Origin of the sequence: Acinetobacter sp. UBA2063 (genome assembly GCF_002333245.1) — a bacterium.
GTDB lineage: Bacteria > Pseudomonadota > Gammaproteobacteria > Pseudomonadales > Moraxellaceae > Acinetobacter > Acinetobacter parvus.
On sequence record NZ_DDAH01000003.1, the window covers coordinates 1 to 4,311 of the forward strand.

A 4,311-nucleotide genomic window follows, 5' to 3' on the forward strand; every position below is an offset into this window, starting at 1 on the left:
AGTAGATGGTGAAGATGATGCACCATTGGCACGTATTGAAACCGAATACAATCTTGAAACGCTACAGCCACAAAGCCGTCAGGACTATTTAAAGCAAACAGCAAAACTGTTCTGGTTGGGCAAGGTGCGCCCACAGATTGAACACTCATTACTAACAGATAAACGTCTGTCTGCTGAAGCGGAAGCCATGGATGTGTTCGCTGAGAACCTGCGCCATCTACTGCTTTCTGCACCAGCGGGTGGCCGTACCACTTTGGGTGTTGACCCTGGTATTCGTACAGGCGTGAAGCTTGCTGTTGTCAGCGATGCGGGTGATGTGCTTGCCTACAGCACCATTTATCCATTTGCCCCTAAAGAAGATAAAGAGGGTGCTATTGCGGAACTTGCTCGTTTATGTCGAGAGTTCCACGTGGAACTTATTGCGATTGGCAACGGAACTGCAAGCCGTGAAACAGAGGCAGTGGTTGCTGAGATGATGGCTGCCAATACCGACCTGAAACTGACACGTATCACAGTGAGTGAAGCAGGTGCATCGGTTTATTCAGCAAGTGAACTCGCTTCGCAAGAATTGCCAGAGCTTGATGTGTCGATTCGTGGTGCAGTGTCGATTGCACGCCGTTTGCAGGACCCGTTGGCCGAACTTGTGAAGATTGATCCAAAATCCATTGGTGTGGGCCAGTACCAGCATGATGTGAACCAGACAGGTTTGGCAAAAACACTGGATGCCGTGGTGGAAGACTGTGTGAACGCGGTGGGTGTTGATGTAAATACCGCTTCTCCAGCAATCCTTGCCTATATTGCAGGTTTAAACAAGGCCATTGCCCAGCAAATTGTTGAATACCGTAAAGAACATGGTCGTTTTGACAACCGTCAGGCATTGAAGAAAGTACCACGTTTGGGCGAACGTACGTTTGAGCAGTCAGCAGGTTTCTTGCGTATTCAGAATGGTTCAGAGCCATTGGATGCATCTGCTGTTCACCCTGAAAGCTATGGTTTGGTGGAAAAAATTGTTGCGGCAAAAGCAACAACGGTAAAAGATATCATTGGCAATACTGAAATCATTCGCCAAGTCAAAGCGGATGAATTTGTGGATGACAAATTCGGCTTACCCACCATTCAGGATGTTTTAGCAGAACTGGAAAAACCAGGCCGTGATCCACGTCCAGAGTTCCGCACTGCCAAATTCCGTGAGGATATCACTGAAGTTGCCCAGCTTACTGAGGGTATGCAGCTTGAGGGTGTGGTGACCAATGTCACCAACTTTGGTGCTTTCGTCGATGTGGGTGTACATCAGGATGGTCTAGTTCATATCTCTGAGCTGGCGAATGAATTTGTTTCTGATCCGCATAAAGTGGTGAAACCAGGTCAAATCGTGCAGGTGCGTGTGATGCAGGTGGATGTGGAACGTAACCGTGTCAACCTGAGTATGCGTGCTGAGGGTTCTGCACCTGCAAAAGCGCCTCGCCAACAGCAGCGTCCACAGCAAGACCGTGCGGAACGTTCAGAACCTAAGCCACAGGGACAGCGTCCACCACGTAAAGAAGGTGACTTTAAGCGTCCACAACAGAGCAAGCCAAAAACTGAAAAACCACAAGAGCAAAAAATTGGTGGTTTAGGTGCCTTGTTGTTGCAGGCGGGAATTAAAGGGACGAAATAAGTCTATTACAATTTTTGATAATGTAAAAAACCTCCCTCGGGAGGTTTTTTACATTCAAAATAGATGATTTTTCCACTTCTTATGTTGAACTTTATTATAATTCTCCAGTTTCCAACGCAAGTTTGTTGTTCTTATGTCCCCAGATTCTACTGAAAATCTTTCTTCCCCCCAGCATGCTTTTTTACAAGGAGTGATCAAAATACTGCCGCTATGTTTCGCGGTATTGCCGTGGGGCTTGCTGGCAGGTTCAATGGCGATTCAGGCAGGGCTGAGTACTGGGCAAGCCATAGGAATGTCTGCATTGGTTTTTGCTGGTGCAGCGCAGTTGATGACACTGGGTTTGGTTATGGCGGGTACACCTGCACTCACCATTATCATTTCAGTATTTTTGATTACCACACAGCATTATTTATATGCCCTATATTTTCGTGAAGAAATTGCCAGACTGCCATTAAAACAGCGTTTGTTATTTGGTTTTTTGCTGACTGATGAATTGTTTGCTGTTGGTATTCATAAGCGTGAATATTATATTTATTTTTTGCTTGGGGCTGGCAGTTTTTTCTATTTGGCTTGGGTATTGTTTAGTATTGGCGGTATTGTGTTGGCTTCCTCTCTACCAAATTTAGATCAATATCATCTCGATTTTTCCATTGTTGCAACCTTTATTGCGATAGTGATTCCCTTTATTAAAAACCTGAATACGTTGGTGGGTGTACTGGTTTCGGTGTTTTTAACCTTTGTTTTTCTAAGCTTAGGTTTTAAAAGTGCAGCGATCATGGCAGGAGTAATTGGTATGTTGACCGCAACCTGCCTACAGAATATTCGGGAGCGTATGGCATGAGTTGGTTTCTGCTGATTATTCTCGCAATTGTGGTGTTTATGAATCGCTATATCTTGCTTGAACCTAATCTTCCTTTGCGTTTACCCAAATGGTTTCAGCAGTCTTTGCAATATTCTGCACCGTGTTTACTGACGGCAATTGCGACTCCGATTGTGTTTATGGATGAGCAGGGGGTATTTCGTTCGACTTTACTGAATCCGTATTTTCTCGCCACGATTTTAACGATTGTAATTGCTTATAAAGTGCGACATACCTTGTTGACGATTATTCTGAGTTTGGCGTGTTTTTATGGATTGGTGTTTTGGTTGAATTAGCAAGCTTGGGCAATATGAAATTTGCCACAAGCCCCATTTAAAGCCTGTTAACGTGTGGTATAACCACCATTGGCAAAAATCGTTTGGCCCGTAATCCGCCAGCCATCAGTCACTAAGAAGCGAACCAAAGGCTCAATATCTTCAATCTTGGTTAAGCCACCTAAAGCTGAAGCAGATTTGTGATAGGCCACTGTCTGAGGCAGTTCCTGACCATAGAAAAATGCTGTGTCCATTGGGCCAGGTGCAACGGCCGCCATTCGCAAAACAGCTGACTGGATCAATCATGGAGCAGGGGGCTAATTGGACAAATAAAAAAAGCAGCGTTGTTGAGACGCTGCTTCTTGAGGTTTGGACTGGACAGATTACCAGTGTTCACCTGGGAACAGGCGGGCATAGGCACGCTGTATGATCGTTAATTTCTCTTGTTCACCAATAGAGGCAGTTGAACTTGGGAACAAGTTAAAGCCAATTGACATCAGGATGTTGTTAATGTCTGGTGCAATTGTATAAGTAATTGAAGCAATACGACCCAGGTTGGTTGCGATTTTCTTTGGACGTTTTACAATGGCAGTCGCAATTAAATCTGCTGCTTCCTCAGGAGATAAGGTTGGAACATATTTATACATCTTGGTTGGTGCGATCATTGGAGTACGCACTAAAGGCATATAAATTGAAGTAATCGCAATCTTGTGTGAGTGAACTTCAGCAGATAAACAACGGCTAAACGCATCCAGCGCAGCCTTGGACGCAACATAAGCCGAGAAACGGGTTGCATTGGCAAGCACACCGATTGAGCTGATGTTGATGATCTGGCCATCCTTGCGCTGCATCATGTGTGGCAACAAGTTAAGGACCAAACGGACTGCACCAAAGTAGTTAAGTTGCATGGTGCGTTCGAAATCATGGAAACGGTCAATTGATTCATGTACAGCACGGCGAATTGAACGTCCTGCATTGTTGATCAAAATATCAATGTGATCTACGCTTGCCAAAATTTCTTTTGACACAGCATCAATTGATTCCATATCGTTGAGATCGCATGGAAAGACCGATGCCTTGCCACCCTCTGCCTCAATTTCCGCCTTGACTTCATCCAGTTTATCTTTGGTACGTGCAAGCAACAACACATGAGCGCCAGCTTGAGCAAGATATTTTGAAACCGTTAAACCAATACCACTCGATGCACCAGTGACAATGATTGTTTTACCGTTGACTTTTTGCTGAAAAAGTTTTTTAAGTTTTGCGTCCATGTACGTGTCCTACATTAATCAAGCTGTTGTTTGCATTGCCGTCATGGTTGTGATTAGGCACTGCATTTTATTTTGTATGTATATTAACCGACATTTTTGTTTGTCTAGTTCAAATGTTTGAGATTTAATAATTTTTAGAGTAAAAACTCTAAAAAAATAAACCTATAGTTGTAAATGATATTATATTTTTTCGAATTTTGCATATAAAAAAAGCCCTATGTTAAGGGCTCATTGATTTTATTGACTTTA

At 43.8% G+C, this 4,311-nt stretch carries 4 protein-coding genes and 1 pseudogene; 3 read left to right on the top strand and 2 right to left on the bottom strand.

Annotated elements, in window-relative coordinates; all coding sequences use genetic code 11:
• From B4H32_RS00095 to B4H32_RS00105, 3 genes are all read left to right on the top strand, one after another.
• Positions 1-1,657, top strand: a 1,657-nt coding sequence (locus B4H32_RS00095; RefSeq protein WP_286798980.1) for a helix-hairpin-helix domain-containing protein, incomplete at its 5' end; no start/stop codon positions are given.
• Between the two features lie 133 nt (positions 1,658-1,790).
• Positions 1,791-2,498, top strand: coding sequence for an AzlC family ABC transporter permease (locus tag B4H32_RS00100; RefSeq protein WP_004683460.1), 708 nt, complete (start codon positions 1,791-1,793; stop codon positions 2,496-2,498).
• Positions 2,495-2,812, top strand: coding sequence for an AzlD domain-containing protein (locus B4H32_RS00105; protein WP_004683458.1), 318 nt, complete (start codon positions 2,495-2,497; stop codon positions 2,810-2,812). Before B4H32_RS00100 ends, B4H32_RS00105 begins: the two co-directional genes overlap by 4 nt.
• A 47-nt stretch (positions 2,813-2,859) precedes the next feature.
• Here the strand turns inward: B4H32_RS00105 and B4H32_RS00110 are convergent.
• Positions 2,860-3,075 (bottom strand): annotated as a pseudogene (locus tag B4H32_RS00110) (SDR family oxidoreductase); the annotation flags it as partial.
• Positions 3,076-3,174: 99 nt separating this feature from the next.
• The gene (locus B4H32_RS00115) at positions 3,175-4,062 is read right to left on the bottom strand and encodes an SDR family NAD(P)-dependent oxidoreductase (protein WP_286798985.1); all 888 of its coding nucleotides are present in this window, start codon (positions 4,060-4,062) and stop codon (positions 3,175-3,177) included.
• Between the last annotated feature and the right edge of the window lie 249 nt (positions 4,063-4,311).

Excerpts from the sequence above, each read along its gene's own strand:
- B4H32_RS00100 (WP_004683460.1), top strand. The coding sequence starts at position 1,791 with ATGTCCCCAGATTCTACTGAAAATCTTTCTTCCCCCCAGCATGCTTTT.
- B4H32_RS00105 (WP_004683458.1), top strand. The coding sequence starts at position 2,495 with ATGAGTTGGTTTCTGCTGATTATTCTCGCAATTGTGGTGTTTATGAAT.
- B4H32_RS00115 (WP_286798985.1), bottom strand. The coding sequence starts at position 4,062 with ATGGACGCAAAACTTAAAAAACTTTTTCAGCAAAAAGTCAACGGTAAA.